Below are 23,007 nucleotides of genomic sequence, written 5' to 3'. Positions count from 1 at the left end.
CGCGTAACCATATAGAACACATGCCCCGTCGCCTTCGCCCCACCCGCCTGGAACACGTCGTCGACGGACACGTCCTGCGGGCCCGCCTTTCGGCGGCCGCCCTCGATTCGATCGGCAACGAGGCCGAACAGCGCTCGCGCGCCATCGAGATCCTCAAGCAGGCGCTGTTTCGCGGCCGGATGATCGCCAAGGAGCGGCTGGAGAACGGAGCCAGCGGCGTCGAGACCGCCCGGCTGTTGTCGGGCGTCACCGACGAGGTGATCACCGCCCTCTACGACTTCACGACGGTCCACGTGTTCCGGGCCCGCAACCCGACCGAGGGCGAACGCCTGTGCCTGCTGGCGGTCGGCGGCTATGGCCGCGCGACCCTGGCCCCGTTCAGCGACATCGATCTCCTCTTCCTGCGGCCCTACAAGCAGACGCCGCACGCCGAAAGCGTGATCGAGTTCATGCTCTATGCGCTGTGGGACCTGGGCTTCAAGGTCGGCCATGCCTCGCGGACGATCGAGGAGTGCGTGCGGCTGTCGAAGGAAGACTTCACGATCCGCACCTCGATCCTGGAGGCCCGCCGCCTGACCGGCGACGAGCGCCTGGCCGCCGATCTCAAGAAGCGGTTCCGCGACGAGGTGATGAAGGGCACCGGCGCCCAGTTCGTCGCCGCCAAGCTGAAGGAGCGCGACGACCGCCAGGCCCGGGCCGGCGCCAGCCGCTACATGGTCGAGCCGAACGTCAAGGAGGGGAAGGGCGGTCTGCGCGACCTCCACACCTTGATGTGGATCGCCGAATATCTGCACCCAGTCGACCGGCCGGAAGACGTCTTCAAGATGGAGGTGTTTTCGAGCCGCGAGACCAAGGCCTTCATTCGCGCCTTCGACTTCTTGCATGCGGTGCGGGCTCACCTGCACTTCACCACCGGCCGGCCCGAAGAACGCCTGACCTTTGACCTGCAGCCCGAGATCGCTCGTCGTATGGGCTATGGCGACCGGGGCGACGCGCCGGCGGTCGAGCGATTCATGCGCCGCTATTTCCTGATCGCCAAAGAGGTCGGGACTCTGACGCGCGCCTTCTCGGCCAAGCTGGAAGCCGAGCATTTCAAGAACGAGCCGAAAGGCATTTCGCGGTTCCTGCCGGGCGGCCGGCCCAAGCGCAAGGCGCTGGACGTCGAGGGTTTCTACGAGGACGGCGGCCGCCTGAACATCGAGGGGCCCGAGATCTTCGAGGCCGATCCGGTCAATCTGATCCGCCTGTTCAAGATCGCCGACCAGCGCGATCTCGACCTGCACCCGGACGCCTTCACGGCGGTGACCCGCAGCCTGCAGCTGATCACCTCGCGCGTGCGCCGCGACCCCGAGGCCTGCCGGGCGTTCCTGGATCTGCTGGCCCGCGGCAAGCGCAGCTATCGCACCCTGACCCTGATGAACGACGCGGGGGTGCTGGGCCGCTTCGTGCCGGAGTTCGGCCGGGTCGTGGCCCAGATGCAGTTCAACATGTACCACTCGTACACGGTGGACGAGCACACCCTGCGGGCCGTCGGGGTGATCGGCGACATGGCCGCCGGCCAGCTGGTGGAAGACCACCCGCTGTCCGTCTCGATCATGCCGCTGATCGAGGATCGCGAGGCCCTGTTCCTGGCCATGCTGCTGCACGACACCGGCAAGGGCGGCGTCGGCGGCCAGGAGAAGGCCGGCGCCCGCTCGGCCCGCAGCGCCTGCGAGCGCCTGGGGGTCGATCGCAGCAAGGTCGAGCTGGTCGCCTGGCTGGTCGAGAACCATCTCGTGATGAGCGACTTCGCCCAGAAGCGCGACGTCTCCGATCCCGGCACCGTCGCCGCCTTCGCCCGCATCGTCGAGAACCCCGAGCGCCTGCGCCTGCTGCTGGTCATCACCGTCGCCGACATCCGCGCCGTCGGGCCGGGCGTCTGGAACGGCTGGAAAGGCCAGCTGCTGCGCGAACTCTATAACGCCACCGAGGCGGTGTTCCGGGGCGGGCGCGGCAGCGACGCCGCTGCCAATGTCCAGCGCCACCAGGAAAGCGTCGCCGAAAGCGCCCGCGCCGCCCTGCTGGAGACCGACCCGGCCGCCATGGGCTGGGTGGCGGCGATGGAGAATGCCTATTTCAGCGCCTTCTCGCAGGAAGACCTGTTCGAGCACGCCGCCCTGGCGCGCCGGGCGGCCATTCAGGGCGGGGCCGCGGCCGAGGGGCGGGTGCGCCCGGGCCAGAACGCCGCCGAGATCGTGGTCGCCGCCAAGGACCGGCGGGGGCTGTTCGCCGACCTGGCTCTGGCCATCTCGGCCCTGGGCGGCAATGTCGTCGGCGCGCGGGTCTTCACCTCGCGCCAGGGTCAGGCGCTGGACGTCTTCTATGTGCAGGACGTGACCGGCGCGCCGCTGGGCTGCGAGAATCCCCGGGCCCTGCGCCGCCTGGCCGACGCCCTGGAAGCCGCCGGCAAGGGCGACGCCCTGACCGTCGAGCCGCGCCGCGGCGCCGAACAGGCCCGCGCCGCGGCCTTCGCCATCGCCCCGTCCGTCACGGTCGACAACGACGCCTCCAACGACGCCACCGTGGTCGAGGCCTCGGGCCGCGACCGGCCCGGCCTGTTGCACGCCCTGGCCAAGACCCTGGCCGAGAGCGGCCTCTCCATCCAGTCGGCCCATATCGACGGCTACGGCGAGCGGGCGGTCGACGCCTTCTACGTCCAGACGGCGGAGGGCGGGAAGATCACCGACACGCGCAAGGTCAACGCCCTGAAGGCCGACCTGCTGGCCGCTCTCGAGCAGAACGAGGCAACGGCCCCGGCCGCGCGGGCCGGTCTGCGCAAGGCGCGGGCGAGTGTGGCGCGCTAGGGCCCGTCCGTTTCTGATGGCAACAGGAGAAACGTATAAACAGGCTCTATTTCAAACAGTTAGAGCGTGGTGGGCGTCGAAGCCGCTCCCACTTCCGGTCGCCACGCTCTAGGGTCGACAGAATGCGCGAGGCTGCCTAGACCTCTCGGTTCAAGTCTGTGCGGGGGCGTGGCCTATGGCGAAGGACGTGGCGGTGGCGGGGACACGCGAGGCCGCTGAAGCGTGGGCCTTGTGGATCAGGCTCAAGCGCCTGTTCCCAGCCTGGAACTTGTTCCTGGAGGCGTTCTACACGCCCGGCGCCTGGGGCTACATGGGCGTGGATTTCCTCAGCGGCTTTCGCAGGAACCGGTCGACGGTGGAGGCTTTCGCGCTGCTAGAAGGGGTCGACGACGCCACGTTCGACGCCTTATCGGCCTTGGCCAACCTGAACGCCCGCCGACATGACCAAATGGTGCGGGCGGTTGTCTTGTTCTATCTGACCGTGCCGCTCTCGATCGCGGCCCTGACGGCGGACCTGGCGGGCGACAGCATGCTGAATTTCCTCCGCCAGCACAGCACCCTGGCGATCCAGGTCGCGGCGGGCATCACCCTTGGCCCGGTCTCCTACCTGCAGGGCCAGTGGCGTTCGCGGCAGATCGTCGGCGTGCTGGACCTAGTCCGCATCGAGCGCGGCCAGGCGCCCTTCACGGCGCTGGAGCTGCGGGAGGAATAAGGGCGTCCCTTGGCGATCTTCGCGGCTCACCGCATAGTCGCCTCGGCTCCAGACCTAGCCGACACGGGGAAAGACATGAAGCCGCCGATCAAGCGTCTGGCCGATCTGAAGCCCTCGTCACCCTCGGCGGGCGCCTATGCGCGGCCCACCCCGAAGGTGGCGCGGCGCAAGACCGCCAAGGTCCTGACCGACGAGGAGCGCGCGGCGTTCCTGGCGTCGCGGCCAGACCTCGCCTCCAAGCCCTGAGCCCGAGCGGCGTGGGCTCAACGCCCCCGCGCCAGCGCGTCGGCCGTCTGGACCAGCAGCATGTAGCTGGCCGCGACGTTCACGACGTACTCGTTCTCGCCCCACAGGAAAGGCCAGTCCTCCTTGTTCTCGGGCAGGTCGGGCTTGATGATCAGTACGCCCGGCACGACGCCGCCGGCGATGAAGCTGAAGTCGGCGCGGTTGTTGCCGTAGGCCACCTCCTTGGACTGGGTCCCGACGGCCGAGACCAGCGACAGGTTCGAGCCCGGATGGGTTCCGTAGAGATAGTCGAGGGCGCGGAAGACGCCGTCGGCCGGGACGAGGTTCGGGAACGCCTTGTGCAGGGCCGCGTGGGTCAGGCCCGCCTGGACCACCTGACCGCTGCCGGCCCAACCGCCGGTCCCGATGAAGACGCCGAACGGGTTGGCCTTCGACCACTTGGCGTCCTCGGCCATGTAGGCGCGGACGGCCGGCTCCAGGCGGGCCTTGTACGGGGCCGGCATGAATGGGATCGCCTGGACGGCCGTGCGGGCGTTGAACATGAAGCGCTTCTCGACGTCGGGCCACATCGCCTCGATGTGTTGGGCGTATTTCGAGTCCTTGGTGGTGATCAGCAGCTCGACCGTCGCGTCGAACTCCTCGTCGGTCAGGTGACCGCCGGTGGTGTTGCCGTGGCGGAAGTTGTCGGGCGCGTGGGTGTGCTCCTCGTCCCAGACCCGCCGGGCGATCGCCAGGCTCTCGTCAGCCAGGGCGTCGTCGGCCCCGCGCAGGGCGCGACTGGCGGCGGCGAGAGCGGCGATCGAGCCGTAGTTCAGGGCCGTGGACTTGTTGGTGAAGGCCCAGCGGTCGTCCTTGGTCCCGATCACGCCGTCGGTCTTGGTCACGGCGTCACCCAGGTGGGTGTACTGGTCGAGGTCGGGCTCGACGATGCCGTTGATCGCGTGGCCGACCGCGCGGTGCTGGGCGACCAGCTGCAAGGTCCCATGGCGGATCTGCTGGACCAGGTCGGGCTTGCCGTCGGGGATGTGGATCTCGACCCGGCGGCGCGCGTCGTCGACGCTGGTCTGGTCGCGGGTCGGGCGGAAGGTCTCCCAGGTCTCGACCATGTCGCGGACGACCGCGTATTGAGTCTGGGTGCGGATGTCGAAGTCGCCGGCGTCGAACCAGCCGCCGACGTTGAGGCCCGGAATGTGCTCCAGCGGCTTGAACGGCGTGTCGGTGGTCGGGCCCTGGCGATAGAGGTCCAGGTGCTCGTGGTCGACCGGAGCCTGCAGGGCGTCGTCCTTGTGCGCCTCGCCGTGCCAGACGCGATAGGCCTCGTTGACGAACATGTGGTCCATGGCGACGGGGAAATAGACGTCCAGGGTCGGATGCCAGGCGTCGCCATAGACGTCCGGCCCGATGCGGAATGGCGCGGAGCGGACGCCGCCGTAATCGATGACGTAGGCGCCGGGCTGCTTCACGGCGCTGAAGTCGAACCGGCCATAGCCGTAGCGCAGATAGCGGCCCCAGGGCTTGACCGCTCCCTCGAGGGCGGTGGTGAGCGCGCCGGTGTCGGAGAGGCGCAACAGGCGGGCGGTCGCGCGCGGCTTGTCGGTGGCGTCCAGCTCGATCACCGCCGTCTTGGCCTGGTTGGGCGCGTAGCCCAGCTGCGAGTGAGCGATCATCGGCGGCCGGATCCAGGCGGCGTCGGCCTGGGGCGACAGGGTCCATTCCAGCACCTTGCCGGTCTTGCCCGAGGGCAGCAGGCCGCGCGCCACGAACCAACCGTTCTGGGCCTGGTTGCGGCCGTCATAGAGGGCGATCGGTCCGCCGGACGAGGTCAGGGTCACGCGATGGGCCGCGTCCTCCGGCGCCAGCACCAGCCGCGAACCCTGGGCCAGGGGCAGGGGCTCGGCGCGACCCTCGGCGCCCGCGCCGGCGGCCATGTCGCTGGCGGGATACAGCGGGAACAGCCCCGGCTTGCCGTCCGCCATCCAGGTCTTGCGGAAATAGGCGCTGGGCAGGAATTCCAGGTTGAAGCCGGCCTTGCCGTCCAGGGTCGGGGGCAGGGGCCTATCGAGCACGATGCTGATCACGACGTCGCCGCCGCGCGGCTCGGCCCGGATCACATAGCGGAAGCCGTGTTCGGCGTATTCCAGGGTCGCCTCGACCACGCCGGTCTTCGGATCGACCTTACGATCGACCAGCTTGCCGATCGGATCCCACTGGCCCGGGGTGGGCGAGAGGCGCACATCGCCGTTGGTGGCGGTGCGCACGCCGCGCTGGACCAGCTCGACCCCGCTGATCTTCGAGTCGCTGAACAGGCTGTCGTACCAGTTGCTGAACACCAGCACCTCGGCCCCCGGGGCGGCGTAGTAACCGGCCTCGGTCAGCTTCATCGCCGGCTTCGAGGGCGTCGCGGCGCCCTGCGCCAGGGCCGTGGACGACAGCAGGCAGGCGAGCGAAAGGGCGAGCGGGACGCGGCGCATGAGGTTTCCTCCTGGCTCGTCGATCGCGAGCCTTTCATCGAGGGTTGCGGGGCGACGCGAGCGTCGTCAAGGAATTTGTTACCGGTCACATTTGTCAGATAATCGCCGAACGCGCGCCAACCCTTGACGCCTCGCCATGGGCGTCACAGAAGCCGCTGGTGACTGACGCCGTCCCCCCCGCTCCCGCCGAAGAGATCGCGCCCGCCCCCAAGAAGGGCGGCCTGCTGAAATCCTCGATGATCTATTCCGGCCTGACCCTGGTTAGCCGGTTCATGGGTTTCTTCCGCGACCTGGCGGTGTCGTACCGGATGGGCGCCAGCCTGACCCCGGCCGCCGACGCCTACAACGCGGCCCTGGCGTTTCCGAACCTGTTCCGCCGGTTCTTCGCCGAGGGCGCCTTCGCGGCCGCCTTCGTGCCGGCCTACGCCAAGTCGCTGCAGCGCGACGGCGAGGAGACGGCCGACATCCTGGCCGCCGACGCCATGGCCACCCTGGCGGCCTCGACCATCATCATCACCGTGATCTGCCAACTGGCCATGCCGTGGCTGATGATGCTGATCAGCCCGGGCTTCGCCGCCGATCCAGCCAAGTACAAGCTGGCGGTGCTGCTGACCCAGATCACCATGCCCTATCTGCCGTGCATGGCCATCGTCGCGCACCTGTCGGGCGTGCTGAACGCCCGCGACCGCTTCATCCTATCGGCCGGCGCGCCGATCCTGCTGAACATCTTCACCCTGGCGTTCATCCTGCCGCAGAGTTCGGCGGTCGGCGCGGCCCAGTGGGGCTCGGTCGGGGTGGTCGCGGCCGGCGTGGCCCAAGCCGCCCTGCTGACCTGGGGCGTCAACAAGTCGGGGGCCAAGGTCCACTGGCGGCTGCCGCGCTTGACGCCGGAAGTGCGGGAGCTGATCGGCAAGGCCATCCCCGGCGCCCTGGCGGCCAGCGCCACCCAGGTCAACATCTTCATCTCGGGCAACCTGGCCAGCCACGTGGCGGGCGGCCGTTCGTGGCTGGCCACCGCCGACCGCCTCTACCAGCTGCCGCTAGGCCTGGTCGGCGTGGCGATCGGCGTCGCCCTGCTGCCGCGCCTGTCGCGCGCCGTGCACTCGGGCGATCGCGACGACGCCCAGAGCGCCATGGACCAGGCCGTGACCCTGGCCATGGCCTTCACCCTGCCAGCCTCCGTGGCCCTCGTGGCCATGCCCGGCTTCCTGTCGGACGGCCTCTATACCCGTGGTCAGTTCACCGCCTTCGACGCCAGCCAGACAGCGGCGGCGCTGTTCTTCTACGGCCTGGGCACCCCGGCCTTCGTGCTGCAGCAGCTCTATTCGCGCGCCTTCTTCGCGCGCGGCGACACCAAGAGCCCGATGCGCTTCGCCTTGGTCTCGGTGGCGGTGAACGTCGCCCTGGGCGTCCTGCTGTTCAACCTGGTGGGCGTGAAGGGCATCGCCGCCGCGACCGCCGTGGCCTCGTGGGCCAATGTCGCCCAGATGGCCTGGGGCCTGTCGCGCAAGGGCCACTACAGCCCTTCGGGCCAGACTTGGTCGCGCCTGATCCGCATCAGCCTGGCCAGCCTCGGCATGGGCCTGCTGCTGGCCGCCGCCTCGCACTGGCGCGACCTGATCGAGGCGCCGTTGCGCGGGATCGGCCTGACCGGCCACGCGATCGGCGCCAAGGAGTTCGCCCTGGCCCTGACCTGCCTGGCCGGCGCGGCGCTGTATCCGCCACTGCTGTTCCTGTTCGGCGGGGTCAAGCCGGCCGAGCTGAAGGCGGCCCTGCGGCGCGGCAAGGCTTGATCTCCCGCTAGAGATAGCCTTGCCCTCGCCGGATCGCGGCGCTAACCAGCGGGCCATGACCGACCAAGCTCCAGCCGCGTATGCGGGCCCCGCCCGCGTACTCTCGGGCGTCCAGCCCTCCGGCGCCCTGCACCTGGGCAACTATCTCGGCGCGCTGGTGAAGTTCAGCCGCCTGCAGCACGAGATCGACACCTTCATCTTCGTGGCCGACCTGCACGCCATCACCGTCTGGCAGGACCCGGCGCTGCTGGCCCAACAGACCCGCGAGATCGCGGCGGCCTACATCGCCGCGGGCCTGGACCCGGACAAGGCGACGATCTTCCCGCAGTCGGCGGTGCGCGAGCACGCCGATCTGGCCTGGATCTTCCAGTGCGTCGCCCGCCTCGGCTGGCTGGACCGCATGACCCAGTTCAAGGAGAAGAGCGGCAAGCACAAGGAGCGCAGCTCGGTGGGTCTCTACACCTATCCGGTGCTGCAGGCGGCCGACATCCTGGTCTACAAGGCTACCCACGTTCCGGTCGGCGAGGACCAGAAGCAGCACCTGGAGCTGACCCGCGACATCGCCGCCAAGTTCAATCACGACTTTGGCGCCCAGGGTTTCTTCCCGCAGCCCGAGCCGCTGATCCAGGGGCCGGGCGCGCGGGTGATGAGCCTACGCGACGGCTCGGCTAAGATGAGCAAGTCCGATCCGTCGGACTATTCGCGCATCAACCTGACCGACGACGCCGACACCATCGCCACCAAGGTCAAGAAGGCCCGCACCGACCCGGAACCGCTGCCCGAGACCCTGGACGAACTGAGCGGCCGCGCCGAGGCCGACAACCTGGTCGGCATCTTCGCGGCCCTGGCCGGCCGGACCAAGGCCGAGGTGTTGGCCGAGTACGCGGGCAAGGGCTTCGGCGCCTTCAAGCCGGCCCTGGCCGAGCTGGCGGTCGAGAAGCTGGCCCCGGTCGGCGAGAAGATGCGCGGCCTGCTGGCCGATCCGGCCGAGCTGGACAGGATCCTGGCCAAGGGCGCCGCCAAGGCCTCCGAGGCCGCCGCCCCGACCCTGGCCGAGGTCAAGAAGCTGGTCGGCTTCTGGGGGGCTTGAGCTTCCGGCTGAAGCGGCGTCATGTCGGCCCATGACTGACGTCGCCGCTTCGAGCCGCCGCAAGTTCCTGGTCGTCGCCGACGACAGCCCGGAGTTCGCGGCGGCGCTCAAATACGCCTGCCGCCGAGCGTCTTCGACCGGCGGCTGCGTGGCGATGCTGAAGGTGATCGTCCCCGCCGAGTTCGAGCACTGGAGCGGGGTGCGCGAAGAGATCGAGCGCCAGGAGCGCGAGGAAGCCGAGGCCCTGCTGCGGAGCCTGGCCGCCCAGGTCGTCGCCGAGACGGGCCTGCCGCCCGAATTCATCATCAAGCACGCCGACAGCGTCCGCACGGCGCTTAAGGCGGTGGTGGCCGCCGATCCGTCGATCAAGATCCTGATCCTGGCGACCTCTACGGCCGGCCGCGGCCCGGGCCCGCTGATCTCGGCCATCGCCAAGGAAGGCGTCGGGTTCTCGGGGCGCAAGCTGCCGGTGACGGTAGTGCCGGGGGATCTCACGGACGCCGAGATCGAGGAGCTGGCGTAAGGGCGTACTCGAGCGACGCCATACATTTCATCGTGTCATCCCGGCCGTAGCGAAGCGAAGAGCCGGGACCCAGGGGCAGCCGTCCCGCCGTTGCCCCTGGGTCCCGGATAGCCTCTACGAGGCTTCCGGGATGACACGAGTGGTGGATTTATCTTGCTTGTGGCGGTCCGGCTCAGCGCGATCCGCGCTTGGCCGGGATTGCGGGGTTCAATTGCGCGCCGGAATCCGCACCATCATCCGCTCGTAGCCCTTCACGAACGTCGAATAGACTCGCTTGGGCTCCTCCAGCACCTCGATCCTGGGGAAGCGCTTCAGCACCTCTTCCCAGACGATCTTCAGCTGCATCTCGGCCAGGCGGTTGCCCACGCAGCGGTGGATGCCGAAGCCGAACGACAGGTGGCGGCGGGCCTGGGGCCGGTCGATGATGAAGGCGTCGGCGTTCTCGATCACCGTGTCGTCGCGGTTGCCCGAGACGTACCACATGACCACCTTGTCGCCCTTCTTGATGGTCTTGCCGGCCAGCTCGTAGTCCTCCAGCGCCGTGCGGCGCATGTGGGCCAGCGGGGTCTGCCAGCGGATGATCTCGGAGACCATGTTCGGGATCAGGCTGGGATCGGCGCGCAGCTTGGCTTCCTCGGCCGGGTTTTTCGACAGGGCGTAGAGGCCGCCGGTTATCGAGTTGCGGGTGGTGTCGTTGCCGCCGACGATCAGCAGGATGATGTTGCCCAGATATTCCATCGGCGGCATGTCGCGGGTGGCCTCGCCGTGGGCCAGCATCGAGATCAGGTCGCTGCCCGGCTCGGTCTGGTTGACCCGCTCGTTCCACAGATTGGTGAAGTAGCCCAGGCACTCCAGCAGCTCCGCGCGGCGGGCGTCCTCGCTTTCGACGATGCCGCTTTCGGGCGAGGCGGTGGCGACGTCCGACCAGCGGGTCAGCTTGCGGCGCTCTTCCCACGGGAAGTCGAACAGGGTAGCCAGCATCTGGGTGGTCAGCTCGATCGAGACGCGGTCGACCCAGTCGAAGGGCTCGTCGATCGGCAGGGCGTCCAGGATGTGGCCGGCCCGTTCGCGGATCACGCCCTCCAGCTTGGCCAGGTTCGGCGGCGAGACGATCGGGCTCACCGTCTTGCGCTGGATGTCGTGCTTGGGCGGATCCATGGCGATGAACATCGGCAGGACGAAGTCCTCGTCGAAGTTCCGGATCGTGATGCCGCCCAGATGGGCGTCCGACGAAAAGACCTGGTGGGTCGTGTCGACGGTCATGATGTCGTTGTAGCGGGTGATCGACCAGTACGGCCCGGTCTCCTCGTCGCCCTTAGAATAGTGGACCGGGTCCTCTTTCCGCAGCCGCTCGAAATACGGCCACATGGCGTCGGCTTGGAACAGGGCCGGGTCGGCGATGTGATAGTCCTCGAGGGGAATGGAATAGGCCTTCGCCCGGGCCGCCTCTTTCAGGTCAACCGAACCGTCACTCATGGAGATCCTCCCGCGGATCGTTGTTCTCCGGGCATCACGCCAGAAAATGACGCCTGTGTCACTTTCAAAATGCGGCATCGCGCCGGACTTGCGTCACGAGGCCGCGAGGTCCATCTCAGGCCCATGTTCATTCAGACCGAAACCACCCCAAACCCCGAGGTCCTGAAGTTCCTGCCCGGCCGCGAAGTGCTGGGTGACGGCGCGCGGGAATTTCGCACGGCCGAGGAGGGCGAAGTCTCGCCCCTGGCCAAGGCGCTGTTCGACCTGGGCGACGTGACGCGGGTGTTCTTCGGTCCCGACTTCCTGACCGTGACCAAGGGCGAGGACGCCCAATGGCCGCACCTGAAGGCGCCGATCCTGGCCGCGATCATGGACCACTTCACCAGCGGTCGCCCGCTGCTGCTGGACCAGTCCGAGGGTGGCGGCCACGACGAGGACGGCGTCTACGACGAAGAGACCAGCCAGATCGTCGCCGAGATCAAGGAGCTGCTCGACACTCGTATCCGCCCGGCCGTGGCCCAGGACGGCGGCGACATCGTCTTCTCGAAGTTCGAACCGCAGACCGGCGTCGTCTGGCTGCACATGCGCGGCGCCTGCTCGGGCTGCCCGTCGTCGTCGGCGACCCTGAAGGCCGGCGTCGAGAACATGCTCAAGCACTATGTGCCGGAAGTGACCCGGGTCGAGCAGACGCTTTAGATCCGAACTTTTCTTCGCGGCGATACGGTCCTAAGCACGGGCGCATGTTGCCCGCCCGCTCAGGGCGGCTATACTGTAACCACAAAGGTTGCAAATAAGCCCGATAAGGACCGCTCATGGCCAAGCTCGAAGCGCCGACGCTCGCTCAACTGTTCACCGAGGCCCGGACCCGCAACGGCTGGAACCCCGAGCCCCTGCCCGAGAGCCTGCTGCGCGAATTGTACGAACTGGTGAAGTTCGGCCCGACCGCCGCCAACTCGACCCCGGCCCGCTTCTGGTTCCTGACCTCGCCGGAGGCCAAGGAGCGGCTGGCCAAGCACTCGTCGGGCTCGAACGGCGTGAAGATCCGCCAGTCGCCGTGCACGGTGATCGTCGGCTACGACCTCGACTTCCCGCAGACCCTGCCCAAGCTGTTCCCCCACGCGCCGGGCGCCAAGGACTGGTTCCCCGACCCGGTGGCCAAGGAATGGGGCGCGCTGCGCAACAGCTCGCTGCAGGGCGGCTATTTCATCATGGCCGCCCGGGCCCTGGGCCTGGACGCGGGTCCGATGTCGGGCTTCGACAACGCCGCCGTCGACGCCGAGTTCTTCGCGGGCACGAACATCAAGAGCAACTTCATCGTCTCGATCGGCTACGGCACGGAGGAGAACCTGTTCCCGCGCAACCCGCGCCTCGACTTCGACGAGGCGGCGAAGATTCTGTAGAGCTGATAGCGCCCCCTCCGTCTCGCCGCGTATTCGCAGCGATCCACCTCCCCCGCTTCGCGGGTGAGGAGGGTCGACCTTCTCCTCCCTCGCGAAGCGGGGGAGGTGGCGCGGCGCCGACAGGCGACGTGACGGAGGGGGCGCACTCGGGCTAAAAGCGCCGCATGACCCTCCGCCACACCCTCCTCGCCCTGCCGCTCGTGCTGCTCGCCGCCTGCGGGCCGGCCAAGAAGGACGAGACCGCTAAAGCGCCCGCCAGCGCCGAGTCCGGCGCCAAGGCCCCCGTCACCGTCGCCATCGCGCCCTATGCCGGCGGCCCGCTGAAGATCGGCAAGGATGGCGTCGGCCCGATCAACGGCTCCACGGCCTTCGATCTGACGACGCTGAAGGCCCTGTTCCCCAAGGCCAAGGTCGAGAGCGCCTTCCTGCATGCCGGCCAGGGGCCCGCCCTGCCGATCATCAATGTTGAACAGGACAACGTCCCGCTGCTGGAGATCGGCAAGGGCGACGAAGGCGAGATCGCCTATGTCCGCGCCGCCGCCGGCGACGTGCGCGGCCCTAAGGACGAGCAACTGCTGGCCAAGTGGGCCGATCTGGGTTTCACGGTCGACCAGTGCCGGGCCGGCGAGGGGCGCGAGGTCAACCAGACGATCTGCGTGCGTCCCGAAGCCCCGACCGTCTCCTATGTGTTCGGCATTCCCGGCTGGACGGGTAAGGGCCTTCCGCCCGAGGCGGCCTTGAAGGCCAAGGGCCAGTTGAACGAATTGGTCTGGCGTCCCGCCGAGGGCGCGGTCGTCGGCGCCGCCTGATCCATGATCCTGTCGATCGACACCTGCCTCGGCGCCAGCTCGGTCGCCGTGCTGGACGGCGAGCGCGTGCTGGCCGCTCGCAGCGAGCCGATGACGCGTGGCCACCAGGAGCGGATCGGCGTCCTCGCCCGCGAGGCCGCCGCCGAGGCCGGCGTGGCGTTCACCGATCTCGCCCGCGTCGGCGTCACGGTCGGCCCGGGTTCGTTCACGGGCCTGCGCGTCGGCCTGGCCTTCGCCAAGGGCTTGGCCACGGCGCTGTCGATCCCCTGCGTCGGGGTCAATACGCTGGAAAGCCTGGCCTTCGGGACCAAGGGCTTCGTCGCCGCGGTGATCGACGCGCGGATGAGCCAGGTCTATATCCAGGTCTTCGCCGACGGCGTCTCGCTGATGGCGCCGGACGCCCTGGGTCTGGGCGAGGCAGCCGCCCGGCTGGCCGAACTCTATTCGGGCGGACCGGCGACCCTGGTCGGCTCGGGCGCGTCCTTGCTGGCCGATGCGCTGAGCAGCGCGACCGTGCTGAACCCCGCCGCGCCCGATCCCGTCGCGGTCGCCCGCCTGGCCGCCGCCAAGCCCGCGCCGACCCATTCGCCCCGGCCGCTCTATCTGCGCGCGCCTTACGCCACGCTGCCTTCCGTCGGGCCCGCCGCATGAACCTGCGTCCCGTGGGCTCGGAAGCCGCCTTCGATCTCGCCGATATTCACGACAAGGCCTTCGACCGGCCGTGGACGGCGCTGGAGTTCGACGACCTGCTGAAATCGCCCGGCGCCTTCGCGATCCTGGGCGAGGCGGGCGAGCCGGCCGAGGCCAAGGGCTTCATCCTCTGCCGCTCGATCGCGGGCGAGGCCGAGATCCTGACCATCGCCGTCGATCCGGCCGCCCGCCGGCGCGGCTGGGGCGCGGCCCTGGTCGAGATCGCCGCCGGAATCGCCGCCGAAACCGAGTCCGAGGCCATGTTCCTGGAGGTCGCCGCCGACAATCTGGCGGCCATCGCGCTCTACCAGGCGACCGGTTTCGCCAAGGTCGGGGTCCGCAAGGGCTATTATCCCCATCCCGATGGGGCCAAGGACGCGCTTGTCATGCGGCGGGCGCTTAACACTTAGGAACCGACCGCCTATCTTGCCGGCGACTCAGACGGAGGCTCCGCCGTGGATCGACTCGAGAAGGCCTGTATCGAAAAGGGCATGCGCATGACGGACCAGCGCCGCGTGATCGCGCGCGTGCTGTCGTCGGCCGAGGATCATCCCGACGTGGAAGAGCTGCACCGCCGCGCCCATGCCATCGATCCGCACATCTCGATCGCCACGGTCTATCGCACCGTCCGCCTGTTCGAGGAGAGCGGCATCATCGAGCGCCACGACTTCCGCGACGGCCGCTCGCGCTACGAAGAGACCCCGACCCATCACCACGACCACCTGATCGACATGAAGACCGGCAAGGTCGTCGAGTTCGTGGACGAGGAGATCGAGGCCCTGCAGAACGCCATCGCCCGCAAGCTGGGCTACAAGCTGGTGGACCACCGGCTGGAGCTCTACGGCGTGCCGCTGGAGGACTGAGCCGCGGGCTACTTGCCCCCACCTGACCGCTTCGCGGTCGTCCGCCCCCGAAGGGGGCGGAAGGTGATCTTCTTCCCCCTCCGGGGGAGGAGCGCGAAGCGCGGAGGGGGCCAGTGCGACCCCCGCCACTCTTGCGCACACGCCCGCTCGACCCCATAACCTCGCCGGATGAGCGAGACCCCGCAAAAGCGCCTCTTTATCAAGACCTACGGCTGTCAGATGAACGTCTATGACAGCGAGCGCATGGCCGATGTCCTGCGCCCGCTGGGCTATGGCGTCGTGGATGATCCCGAGGGCGCGGACCTGGTGGTGCTGAACACCTGCCACATCCGCGAGAAGGCGACCGAGAAGGTCTATTCCGAGCTCGGCTACATCAAGCAGATGAAGGACCGTAAGGCCCAGGCCGGCGGTCGCATGACCATCGCCGTGGCCGGCTGCGTCGCCCAGGCCGAGGGCAAGGAGATCATGCATCGCCAGAAGGCGGTCGATCTCGTGGTTGGCCCGCAGGCCTATCACCAGCTGCCCGAGCTGATCGCCCGCGCTCACCGGGCGACCGGCGAGCGCCTGGCCGCCGACTTCGCCGCCGACGAGAAGTTCGACGCCCTGCCGGCCGAGCGCCATGTGACCGGCGTCACCGCGTTCCTGACCGTGCAGGAGGGCTGCGACAAGTTCTGCACCTTCTGCGTGGTGCCCTATACGCGCGGCGGCGAGTGGTCGCGACCGGTGAACGACATCGTCGAGGAGGCCAAGCGCCTGGCCGATCAGGGCGTGCGCGAGGTCACCCTGCTAGGCCAGAACGTCAACGCCTATGACGGCGACGGCTCGACCTTGGCGAAGCTGGTGCGCCAGCTGGCCAAGATCGATGGCCTGGACCGCATCCGCTACACGACCAGCCACCCGCGCGACATGGGCGAGGATCTGATCGAGGCCCACGGCGAGCTGCCGGAGCTGATGCCGTATCTGCACCTGCCGGTGCAGGCGGGGTCGGACAAGATCCTCAAGGCCATGAACCGCGACCATACGGCCGAGAGCTATGTGAAGCTGATCGAGAAGATCCGCGCCGCCCGTCCGGACATCGCCATGAGCGGCGACTTCATCGTCGGCTTTCCCGGCGAGCGCGACGGCGATTTCGACAAGACGCTGGAGCTGGTCCGCGAGGTCGGCTTCGCCAGCGCCTTTTCGTTCAAATATTCGCGCCGTCCCGGCACGCCCGCCTCGGCCATGCCCGGCCAGGTCGACGAGGCGGTCAAGGCCGAGCGCCTGGAGCGTCTGAACCAGCTGCTGGACGACCAGCAGCGCGCCTTCAATGCGGCGCAGGTCGGCAAGGTCCTGCCGGTGCTGTTCGAGAAGGTCGGCCGCCACCCTGGTCAGGTCGTGGGTCGCAGCCCATATCTGCAGGCCGTCCATTGCGAGGGCCCCGAAAGCCTGATCGGGACGATCGTTCCTGTCCGTATCGAGAGCGCCGCCAAGATGAGCCTGGGCGGCGTCCTGGAAACCTCTTCCGTCTCGAAAGCCATTTGGGAGACCGCTTGAGTCGCACCCCTGAGTTCCTGCCGCTGTCCGACGACGCGGTCCATGCCGTCACCGGTCCCAGCGGCCGTCACGCCGCCCTGATCGAGGACGCCTTCAAGGTGCTGATCGAGACTCCGGGCGGCGGCGTCACCATCACCGGCGACGCGCGAGGCCGCACGGGCGCCAAGCGGGTGCTGCAGACCCTGGCCGGGCGCGCCGAGGCCGGCGAAGAGGTGGTCGAGGCCGATGTCCGCATCGCCCTGGGCGCCGCCCACGAAGCCGGCGGCCAGGCCTCGCCCCGCGCCGTGCGCAAGGGCAATGTCTCGCCCAAGACCAAGGGCCAGGCCCGCTATATGGAGGCCATGGCCAGCCATCCGCTGAGCTTTGGCCTGGGTCCCGCCGGCACCGGCAAGACTTTCCTGGCCGTGGCCCACGGCGCTGGCATGCTGCTGCGCGGCGAGGTCGATCGCCTGATCGTCACCCGCCCCGCCGTCGAGGCCGGCGAGAAACTCGGCTTCCTGCCGGGCGACCTGAACGAGAAGGTCGATCCCTACATGGCCCCGGTCTGGGAGGCCCTGACCGACATCATGGGCGCCGACCAGCTGCGCCGCCGCCGCGAGAAGCTGGAGATCGAGGTCGCCCCGATCGCCTTCATGCGCGGCCGCACGCTGAGCCACGCCTTCGTCATTGTCGACGAGGCCCAGAACTGCTCGCGCCTGCAGATGAAGATGGTGCTGACCCGTCTCGGGGAGGGCGCGCGCATGGTGGTCACGGGCGACCCGACCCAGGTCGACCTGCTGAACCCGCGCGACTCGGGCCTAGCCCACGCCGTTTCGATCCTGGAAGGGGTCGAGGGGGTGGCGGTCTCGCGCTTCACCTCGGCCGACGTCGTGCGCCACCCGCTGGTCGAGCGTATCGTCAAGGCCTACGACGCCGACGCCCTGCAGAGCACGCCTCGCTAGACATGACGATCACTGTCGACATCGAGATCGAGGACGAGGCCTGGACGGCCGCCGCGCCGGAGGCCGAGGCCCTGGTCTGGCGCGCGGCCCAGGCCGTGCTCGACGCGCATGAGGACATCGAAGGCCAGGGGATCGTGATCCTGTTGACCGACGACGACAGCGTCCAGGCGCTGAACCGCGACTTCCGCCAGAAGGACTACGCGACCAACGTCCTGTCGTTTCCCTCGCCACCCAATCCGGAAGGCCAGATCGGCGACATCGCCCTGGCCTATGGCGTCTGCGCCCGCGAAGCCGCTGAGCAGGGCAAGCCGCTGGACCACCACTTGCAACATCTGGTGGCGCATGGCGTGCTTCATCTCCTAGGATACGACCACGAAGGCGACGACGAGGCGGAAGCCATGGAGTCGCTCGAACGCGAGATCCTGGCGGGGCTGGACGTTCCAGACCCCTATGCCGGTGACGAACAGGGGCGCTGACGAGGGCCATGCCCAGCGACGAGCCTAGTCAACAGCCCGCCGTTCCGGTCCGAAGAAGCCGGGGCGTGCGGGCGTTCCTCCGACGCATGCGCAGGCAGCTGACCGGCGGCGGCGAGGCCGCGCGGCCGCCCGAGCCGCCGCCCCAGGCCGGCGAGGTCGACATCGTCGACCAGGCCGAGGCCTTCCAGACCCTGCGCGTCGCCGACGTCATGACCCCGCGCGCCGACATCGTGGCCGTCGAGCTGTCCGCGCCATTCGAAGCCGTCGTGGCCCAATTCGCCGAGGCCGAGCACTCGCGGATGCCGATCTATCGCGAGACGCTGGACGACCCCGTGGGCGTCATCCACATCAAGGACGTGTTCCGCCTGATGTCCGACGAGGCCAAGCGCCCGGCGGCCGACGATCTGGTCCTGCACAAGCTGCGCCGCGACGCGCTGTACGTGCCCGCTTCGATGAAGGCGGCCGACCTGCTGCTGCGCATGCGCACCAGCCGCATCCACATGGCCCTGGTCATCGACGAGTTCGGCGGCACCGACGGCCTGGTCTCGATGGAGGACCTGATCGAGGCGGTGGTCGGCGAGATCGATGACGAGCATGACGACGCGGCCTCGGCCTCGATCGTGGCGCGGCCGGGCGGCGTGTACGACGCCGACGCCCGCGCGCCGCTGGAGGAGCTGGAAGCCGCGCTCGGCCGCGAACTGGCCCCCTCGGACATGGAAGAAGACATCGACACGGTCGCCGGCCTGGTCGTGGCCCTGGCCGGGCGGGTGCCGCAGCGGGGCGAGGTGATCGCCCATCCCGATGGCTACGAGTTCGAGGTGGTCGAGGCCGACCCCCGCCGCGTGCGGCGCGTGCGGGTGCGCGGCGGTCCCGCGCGGACGCTGGCGCAGCAGGCCGCCGAGGGCGCCCCTGAGGATATTGGCGCCTCGTGAGCGTCTGGATCCGGTTTCGCGAACGGTCCTGGAGCGGACCGGTCCTGGCGCTGGCCGCGGGCCTTGCCGCCGCCCTGGCCCATCCGCCGTTCGGGGTTTTGCCGGGCCTGCTCGGCTACGCCTTGCTGCTGCATCTTTTGGATCAGGCCAGCGACACGAAGCCGTTGCGTTCGGCGTTCTGGCGCGGCTGGCTGGCGGGCCTGGCCTATTTCGGCCTCGGCACCTGGTGGATCGGCGAGGCCTTCCTGGTCGACGCCGCCAACCAGGGCTGGATGGCCCCGTTCGCCGTCGCGGCGATGGCCGCGGGCCTGGCGCTGTTCTGGGGCTTGGCGGGCCTGGTCTATCGGCTGGCGCGGCCCGCAAGCGCTTGGCGCGTCCTGACCTTCGCCGGCGCCTTCGCGGCGCTGGAGTGGACGCGCGGTCACGTCCTGACCGGCTTTCCTTGGAACCTGCCCGGCGAGACCTGGCGGGCGGGCTCTTGGCCCTCGCAGGCCGCCGCCCTGGTCGGGGCCTACGGCCTGACCTGGATCACCCTGGCGATTGCGGCCGCACCGGCGGTCTGGCGGCAAGGCAAGAGCGGCCGGATCGCGCTCGGCGCGGCGGTCGCCGGTCTGGTGGCGCTCTACGGCTATGGCGCTATGGTCCAGTCGCGGCCCCTGGCCAAGGGGCCGCCGATCTCGATCCGCATCGTCCAGGCCGACATTCAGCAGGACGCCAAGTGGGACGCCGCGCGCTTCGCCCAGATCGTCCAGGCCTACGTTTCGCTGACCGCCAAGCCCTATGCGGGCAAGCCGGCCGACCTGGTCATCTGGCCCGAGGGCGCCCTGCCGGCGGCGATCGACGACTATCTCGCGCCCGGAACCTGGGTCCGGCAGGCGATCGTCGACAGCCTCCAGCCCGGCCAGACCCTACTGATCGGCGGCTATCGCTATGAGGGGCCGATCGAGAAACCGACCTACTACAACAGCCTGATCGCGTTGAAGCGCACGGCGACCGATCTCGAGGTCGTCGGGGTCTATGACAAGCACCGTCTGGTGCCGTTCGGCGAATACCTGCCGGCCGAGGCGTTCTTGACCCGGATCGGCTTCAAGAGCCTGGCCCATCTCGGGGATGGTTTCGCCACCGGCCCGCGCCCAGCGCCGCTGCGGGTCGCGCCCGACCTGCTGGTCCAGCCGCTGATCTGCTACGAGAGCCTGTTCCCGGGCCTGGCCCGACGCGACAAGAACGTCAGGGTCCTGATCAATGTCTCGAACGACGCCTGGTTCGGCGTCACCTCGGGACCGCTGCAGCATCTGAACCTGGCCAGCTATCGCGCCATCGAAAGCGCCAAGCCGATCCTGCGCGCCACGCCCACCGGTGTCAGCGCCGTCATCGACGCGCGCGGACGAATCATTCCGGGAACGCGACTGGATCTAGGCAAAGCCGGAGTCATCGACGCGGTTATACCAGGCATGGGTGAGGTTACACCTTTCGACGACTTCGGTGATCTGGCGTTTCTTGCGCTTCTACTGATATCTGCGGTTGCGTCAGCTCGCCTGCGGGCGGGTAAAATCTAATCCTCTATTGCGCGCCTGAAAGACTTAGGCTGAATTAAAACCGCAATTTCAGCTATCAAGCGTGGGTATGAGCGAGCTGTCGGACCCTGAACGCCACCCCAATCCCGTCGACCTGCACGTTGGCGCCCGCATTCGCATGCGCCGCAAGATCCTCGGCGTCAGCCAGGAGCGTCTGGCCGAGGACCTGGGCCTGACCTTCCAGCAGATCCAGAAGTACGAGCGCGGGGCCAACCGGGTCAGCGCCAGCAAGCTCTATGAGATCGCCAAGAGCCTGCAGTCGTCGGTCGGCTATTTCTTCGAGGGCCTGGCCGACACCACCGGCGAGGGCGTCGCGGAAGGCAGTGAGCCGTTCGTCCACGACTTCCTGATGACCTCGGAAGGTTTGGAGTTGGCGTCCTTGTTTCCGAAGATCGTCCGCCCCAAGGTCCGGCGCCGGATCCTGGAGCTGGTCCGTTCGATGGCCGAGGAAGAGGTCGCCAGCAGTGCGGACGACTGACGGCGGGCGTTCTGGCGGGCTGAAAGCGGCCCCAGGTTCTCTCGCCTTGCTCGCATAAACATATCTTTATATGGTTCCGGTCTAACTGGACGCCGAAGCGGACGCCTGTCCGTCCGTGCGCATCCCCAAGGCCGGAGCTGTCTCTTGAACCGTTCGTCCTACATCTTCACCAGCGAGAGCGTCTCCGAGGGCCATCCCGACAAGGTCGCCGACCGGATCAGCGACACCGTCGTCGACGCCTTCCTGACGGTCGACCCGGAAGCCCGCGTGGCTTGCGAAACCCTGGTGACGACCAACCGCGTCGTGCTGGCCGGTGAAGTTCGCGCCGGCAAGCCGGGCGGCGACAAGAAGGCCAACAAGCAGCTCACCAAGGACATCCTCGGCTCGCTCGAGCCCAAGGTTCGCGCGGCGATCCAGGACATCGGCTACGAGCAGAAGGGCTTCCACTGGCAGAAGGCGAAGTTCGCCAACTTCCTGCACGGCCAGTCGGCGCACATCGCCCAGGGCGTGGACGCCACCGACAAGAAGGACGAGGGCGCCGGCGACCAGGGCATCATGTTCGGCTACGCCAGCACCGAGACCCCGGAGCTGATGCCGGCCACTCTGCAGTACAGCCACAACATCCTGAAGCGCCTGGCCGAGCTGCGCCACAGCGGCGAGCTGTCCGAGCTGGAGCCCGACGCCAAGAGCCAGGTAACCCTGGAATACGACGGCAATGGCCGCCCGGTCCGCGTCGTCTCGATCGTCGTGTCGCACCAGCACAAGAAGAAGATCGGCGGCAAGGCCGCGACCTCCAAACGCGTGCTGGACCTGATCAAGCCGCACATCCTGCCGGTGTTCCCGGACGGCCTGATCACCAAGAAGACCCAGTGGCTGGTCAACCCGACCGGTCGCTTCGAGATCGGCGGCCCGGACGGCGACGCCGGCGTCACCGGCCGCAAGATCATCGTCGACACCTACGGCGGCGCCGCGCCGCACGGCGGCGGCGCGTTCTCGGGCAAGGATCCGACCAAGGTCGACCGCTCGGCCGCCTATGCCTGCCGCTATCTGGCCAAGAACGTCGTGGCCGCCGGCCTGGCCGACCGCTGCACCATCCAGATCGCCTATGCGATCGGCGTGGCCCAGCCGGTCTCGTTCCACGTCGACCTGCATGGCACCGGCAAGGTCGATCCGGCCGTGCTGGAAAAGGTCCTGCCCCAGCTGATCGGCGGCGCGACGCCGCGTGCGATCCGCGAGCACCTGCAGCTGAACCGCCCGGTCTACGCCCGCACCGCCGCCTACGGCCACTTCGGCCGCACGCCCGACAACGAGGGCGGCTTCTCGTGGGAGAAGACCGACCTTGTGAGCGACCTGAAGGGTCTGGCGTAAGCCTCACCTTTCGAAACTTTTGGAAACGGGCTCCGATCCAGCCGGGTCGGAGCCCGTTTTCATTTCGCCTTCAAAGCTCTAAGACGCCGCCCATGACCTCCGCTCCCATTCCCCACGGGCCGCTGCGCTCGTTCGGCCGCATCAAGTCGCGCCCGGTCAAGCCGCGCCAACAGGCCCTGCTCGACACCCTGCTGCCCGAGATCGCCGTGCCGCAGGGGCCGTTCCAGCCGTTGGACCTGATGCCCGGCGCCAAGGCCGTGTGGCTGGAGATCGGTTTCGGCGGCGGCGAGCACATGGCGACCCAGGCCGGCCGCAATCCCGAAGCCCTGGTCATCGGCGCCGAGCCGTTCGTCAACGGCGTGGCCAGCGCCGTGCGCCACGTCGAGGAACAGGCCCTGAAGAACGTCCGCGTCCACGAGGGCGACGCCCGCGAGGTCGTCGACTGGCTGCCCGACGCCAGCCTGGACCGGGTGTTCATCATGTTCCCCGACCCCTGGCACAAGGCGCGCCACAACAAGCGCCGCCTGATCCAGCCCGCGTTCGTCGCCAAGCTGGCGCGGGTGATGAAGCCGGGCGGGGCCCTGCGCTTCGCCACCGACTGGGCCGACTACGCCGAATGGACGACCGAGCGGGTGCTGGCCGATCCGAACTTCCGCTTCGCCGACGCGAACGCCGATCGCAACGCGATCCCGGCCGACCACGTGACGACGCGCTACGAGGAAAAGAAGCTGGGCGACTGCGCCCCGGTGTTCCTGGACTTCGTCCGGAAATAGGAAACCCCCTCCCACG

22 protein-coding genes and 1 pseudogene are annotated in these 23,007 nt (G+C 68.6%); 21 read left to right on the top strand and 2 right to left on the bottom strand.

The genetic code is table 11. From position 1 onward, the window contains the following. Positions 1–20: 20 nt before the first annotated feature. The 3 genes from ABIC66_RS03875 to ABIC66_RS03865 all read left to right on the top strand — a co-directional run bounded on the left by ABIC66_RS03875 (position 21) and on the right by ABIC66_RS03865 (position 3,801). Positions 21–2,843: a [protein-PII] uridylyltransferase gene (locus ABIC66_RS03875; RefSeq protein WP_354068063.1), complete on the top strand. Its 2,823-nt coding sequence runs from the start codon at positions 21–23 to the stop codon at positions 2,841–2,843. A gap of 175 nt (positions 2,844–3,018) precedes the next feature. Next, entirely contained in the window at positions 3,019–3,555 is a 537-nt protein-coding gene (locus ABIC66_RS03870) for a hypothetical protein (protein ID WP_354068062.1), read from the top strand. A gap of 75 nt (positions 3,556–3,630) precedes the next feature. After that, positions 3,631–3,801, top strand: coding sequence for a hypothetical protein (locus ABIC66_RS03865; RefSeq protein ID WP_354068061.1), 171 nt, complete (start codon positions 3,631–3,633; stop codon positions 3,799–3,801). 17 nt (positions 3,802–3,818) lie between these two features. Here ABIC66_RS03865 and ABIC66_RS03860 read toward each other — a convergent pair whose 3' ends face one another. After that, positions 3,819–6,272 (bottom strand): glycoside hydrolase family 9 protein, encoded by a 2,454-nt coding sequence (locus tag ABIC66_RS03860; RefSeq protein WP_354068060.1) that lies wholly within the window; start codon positions 6,270–6,272, stop codon positions 3,819–3,821. Positions 6,273–6,430: 158 nt separating this feature from the next. Here ABIC66_RS03860 and murJ point away from each other — a divergent pair, with 158 nt between their 5' ends. From murJ to ABIC66_RS03845, 3 genes are read left to right on the top strand one after another with little or no spacing between them, the layout of a single operon-like run. After that, positions 6,431–8,065, top strand: coding sequence for a murein biosynthesis integral membrane protein MurJ (murJ, locus tag ABIC66_RS03855; RefSeq protein WP_354068059.1), 1,635 nt, complete (start codon positions 6,431–6,433; stop codon positions 8,063–8,065). 55 nt (positions 8,066–8,120) lie between these two features. Then, on the top strand, positions 8,121–9,155 hold the full coding sequence (gene trpS, locus ABIC66_RS03850; protein WP_354068058.1) for a tryptophan--tRNA ligase: 1,035 nt from the start codon (positions 8,121–8,123) through the stop codon (positions 9,153–9,155). A 31-nt stretch (positions 9,156–9,186) separates the two neighbouring features. Next, complete coding sequence (locus ABIC66_RS03845) at positions 9,187–9,678, top strand: universal stress protein (protein ID WP_354068057.1); 492 nt, start codon at positions 9,187–9,189, stop codon at positions 9,676–9,678. A 207-nt stretch (positions 9,679–9,885) separates the two neighbouring features. On the opposite strand, the gene ABIC66_RS03835 is transcribed toward ABIC66_RS03845, so the two are convergent. Further along, on the bottom strand, positions 9,886–11,154 hold the full coding sequence (locus ABIC66_RS03835; protein ID WP_354068056.1) for a cytochrome P450: 1,269 nt from the start codon (positions 11,152–11,154) through the stop codon (positions 9,886–9,888). Positions 11,155–11,277: 123 nt separating this feature from the next. On the opposite strand from ABIC66_RS03835, the gene ABIC66_RS03830 reads away from it, so the two are divergent. From ABIC66_RS03830 to trmB, 15 genes and pseudogenes are all read left to right on the top strand, one after another. Continuing rightward, positions 11,278–11,850 carry a NifU family protein gene (locus ABIC66_RS03830; RefSeq protein ID WP_354068055.1) on the top strand — a complete coding sequence of 191 codons (573 nt, stop codon included), beginning with the start codon at positions 11,278–11,280 and terminating at the stop codon, positions 11,848–11,850. Between the two features lie 116 nt (positions 11,851–11,966). Then, positions 11,967–12,554: a malonic semialdehyde reductase gene (locus tag ABIC66_RS03825; protein ID WP_354068054.1), complete on the top strand. Its 588-nt coding sequence runs from the start codon at positions 11,967–11,969 to the stop codon at positions 12,552–12,554. Between the two features lie 2 nt (positions 12,555–12,556). After that, a pseudogene (locus ABIC66_RS24155) lies at positions 12,557–12,628 on the top strand (hypothetical protein); the annotation flags it as partial. Between the two features lie 90 nt (positions 12,629–12,718). Then, positions 12,719–13,363 (top strand): DUF1131 family protein, encoded by a 645-nt coding sequence (locus ABIC66_RS03820; RefSeq protein WP_354068053.1) that lies wholly within the window; start codon positions 12,719–12,721, stop codon positions 13,361–13,363. Positions 13,364–13,366: 3 nt separating this feature from the next. Then, complete coding sequence (gene tsaB, locus ABIC66_RS03815; protein ID WP_354068052.1) at positions 13,367–14,014, top strand: tRNA (adenosine(37)-N6)-threonylcarbamoyltransferase complex dimerization subunit type 1 TsaB; 648 nt, start codon at positions 13,367–13,369, stop codon at positions 14,012–14,014. Further along, entirely contained in the window at positions 14,011–14,463 is a 453-nt protein-coding gene (gene rimI, locus ABIC66_RS03810; RefSeq protein WP_354068051.1) for a ribosomal protein S18-alanine N-acetyltransferase, read from the top strand. The genes tsaB and rimI overlap by 4 nt, the downstream gene beginning before the upstream one ends. A 45-nt stretch (positions 14,464–14,508) precedes the next feature. Continuing rightward, complete coding sequence (locus ABIC66_RS03805; protein WP_354068050.1) at positions 14,509–14,916, top strand: Fur family transcriptional regulator; 408 nt, start codon at positions 14,509–14,511, stop codon at positions 14,914–14,916. Between the two features lie 168 nt (positions 14,917–15,084). Then, entirely contained in the window at positions 15,085–16,449 is a 1,365-nt protein-coding gene (gene miaB, locus ABIC66_RS03800) for a tRNA (N6-isopentenyl adenosine(37)-C2)-methylthiotransferase MiaB (protein ID WP_354068049.1), read from the top strand. Then, the gene (locus ABIC66_RS03795) at positions 16,446–17,390 is read left to right on the top strand and encodes a PhoH family protein (RefSeq protein WP_354068048.1); all 945 of its coding nucleotides are present in this window, start codon (positions 16,446–16,448) and stop codon (positions 17,388–17,390) included. Before miaB ends, ABIC66_RS03795 begins: the two co-directional genes overlap by 4 nt. 20 nt (positions 17,391–17,410) lie before the next feature. Then, positions 17,411–17,866 (top strand): rRNA maturation RNase YbeY, encoded by a 456-nt coding sequence (gene ybeY / locus ABIC66_RS03790; RefSeq protein ID WP_354068360.1) that lies wholly within the window; start codon positions 17,411–17,413, stop codon positions 17,864–17,866. 8 nt (positions 17,867–17,874) lie between these two features. After that, on the top strand, positions 17,875–18,798 hold the full coding sequence (locus tag ABIC66_RS03785) for a hemolysin family protein (RefSeq protein WP_354068047.1): 924 nt from the start codon (positions 17,875–17,877) through the stop codon (positions 18,796–18,798). Further along, positions 18,795–20,354, top strand: a complete 1,560-nt coding sequence (lnt, locus tag ABIC66_RS03780) for an apolipoprotein N-acyltransferase (protein ID WP_354068046.1) — start codon at positions 18,795–18,797, stop codon at positions 20,352–20,354. The genes ABIC66_RS03785 and lnt overlap by 4 nt, the downstream gene beginning before the upstream one ends. A 61-nt stretch (positions 20,355–20,415) precedes the next feature. Continuing rightward, on the top strand, positions 20,416–20,850 hold the full coding sequence (locus tag ABIC66_RS03775) for a helix-turn-helix domain-containing protein (protein WP_354068045.1): 435 nt from the start codon (positions 20,416–20,418) through the stop codon (positions 20,848–20,850). A 144-nt stretch (positions 20,851–20,994) separates the two neighbouring features. Further along, positions 20,995–22,218, top strand: coding sequence for a methionine adenosyltransferase (gene metK / locus ABIC66_RS03770; RefSeq protein WP_354068044.1), 1,224 nt, complete (start codon positions 20,995–20,997; stop codon positions 22,216–22,218). Between the two features lie 92 nt (positions 22,219–22,310). After that, positions 22,311–22,991: a tRNA (guanosine(46)-N7)-methyltransferase TrmB gene (gene trmB / locus ABIC66_RS03765; protein ID WP_354068043.1), complete on the top strand. Its 681-nt coding sequence runs from the start codon at positions 22,311–22,313 to the stop codon at positions 22,989–22,991. Positions 22,992–23,007: the final 16 nt, after the last annotated feature.

It is taken from the genome of Caulobacter sp. 1776, assembly GCF_040545685.1.
Taxonomy (GTDB): Bacteria; Pseudomonadota; Alphaproteobacteria; order Caulobacterales; family Caulobacteraceae; genus Caulobacter.
This window is presented reverse-complemented; position numbering and strand designations above follow the sequence as displayed.

Excerpts from the sequence above, each read along its gene's own strand:
- ABIC66_RS03875 (WP_354068063.1), top strand. The coding sequence starts at position 21 with ATGCCCCGTCGCCTTCGCCCCACCCGCCTGGAACACGTCGTCGACGGA.
- ABIC66_RS03870 (WP_354068062.1), top strand. The coding sequence starts at position 3,019 with ATGGCGAAGGACGTGGCGGTGGCGGGGACACGCGAGGCCGCTGAAGCG.
- ABIC66_RS03865 (WP_354068061.1), top strand. The coding sequence starts at position 3,631 with ATGAAGCCGCCGATCAAGCGTCTGGCCGATCTGAAGCCCTCGTCACCC.
- ABIC66_RS03860 (WP_354068060.1), bottom strand. The coding sequence starts at position 6,272 with ATGCGCCGCGTCCCGCTCGCCCTTTCGCTCGCCTGCCTGCTGTCGTCC.
- trpS (WP_354068058.1), top strand. The coding sequence starts at position 8,121 with ATGACCGACCAAGCTCCAGCCGCGTATGCGGGCCCCGCCCGCGTACTC.
- ABIC66_RS03845 (WP_354068057.1), top strand. The coding sequence starts at position 9,187 with ATGACTGACGTCGCCGCTTCGAGCCGCCGCAAGTTCCTGGTCGTCGCC.
- ABIC66_RS03835 (WP_354068056.1), bottom strand. The coding sequence starts at position 11,154 with ATGAGTGACGGTTCGGTTGACCTGAAAGAGGCGGCCCGGGCGAAGGCC.
- ABIC66_RS03830 (WP_354068055.1), top strand. The coding sequence starts at position 11,278 with ATGTTCATTCAGACCGAAACCACCCCAAACCCCGAGGTCCTGAAGTTC.
- ABIC66_RS03825 (WP_354068054.1), top strand. The coding sequence starts at position 11,967 with ATGGCCAAGCTCGAAGCGCCGACGCTCGCTCAACTGTTCACCGAGGCC.
- ABIC66_RS03820 (WP_354068053.1), top strand. The coding sequence starts at position 12,719 with ATGACCCTCCGCCACACCCTCCTCGCCCTGCCGCTCGTGCTGCTCGCC.
- tsaB (WP_354068052.1), top strand. The coding sequence starts at position 13,367 with ATGATCCTGTCGATCGACACCTGCCTCGGCGCCAGCTCGGTCGCCGTG.
- rimI (WP_354068051.1), top strand. The coding sequence starts at position 14,011 with ATGAACCTGCGTCCCGTGGGCTCGGAAGCCGCCTTCGATCTCGCCGAT.
- miaB (WP_354068049.1), top strand. The coding sequence starts at position 15,085 with ATGAGCGAGACCCCGCAAAAGCGCCTCTTTATCAAGACCTACGGCTGT.
- ABIC66_RS03785 (WP_354068047.1), top strand. The coding sequence starts at position 17,875 with ATGCCCAGCGACGAGCCTAGTCAACAGCCCGCCGTTCCGGTCCGAAGA.
- trmB (WP_354068043.1), top strand. The coding sequence starts at position 22,311 with ATGACCTCCGCTCCCATTCCCCACGGGCCGCTGCGCTCGTTCGGCCGC.